Source organism: Halorubrum sp. SP3 (assembly GCF_005435195.1).
Lineage (GTDB): Archaea > Halobacteriota > Halobacteria > Halobacteriales > Haloferacaceae > Halorubrum > Halorubrum sodomense.
In genome coordinates, this window is sequence record NZ_SGTU01000307.1 from 1 (window position 1) to 240 (window position 240).

The 240-nt window shown below is 65.4% G+C and carries 1 pseudogene; it reads left to right on the forward strand.

Annotation, left to right across the window (positions count from 1 at the left end):
• Positions 1-240, forward strand: a pseudogene (locus EXE42_RS19480) (peptidase S8 and S53 subtilisin kexin sedolisin); the annotation flags it as partial.

Genomic DNA, 240 nt, shown 5'->3' on the forward strand with positions numbered 1-240 from the left:
TGGGACGCGGACGGTGACGGGGAGACGAGCGATCTGGTCGCCCCGGCCGAGAGCCCGGCGTTTTACACGAACTACGGGACGAACGCGATCACGCTCGCCGCACCGGGCGGTGATGCCGACTTGACCGCGATCGGTACCGGCGTTCCGTGGTTCAACGACCTCGTGTTCAACACCGTGTTCAGCTACGTTGACACGGACGGAGACGGCGAACCCGACACACAAGTCCCCGGATACGGCTGG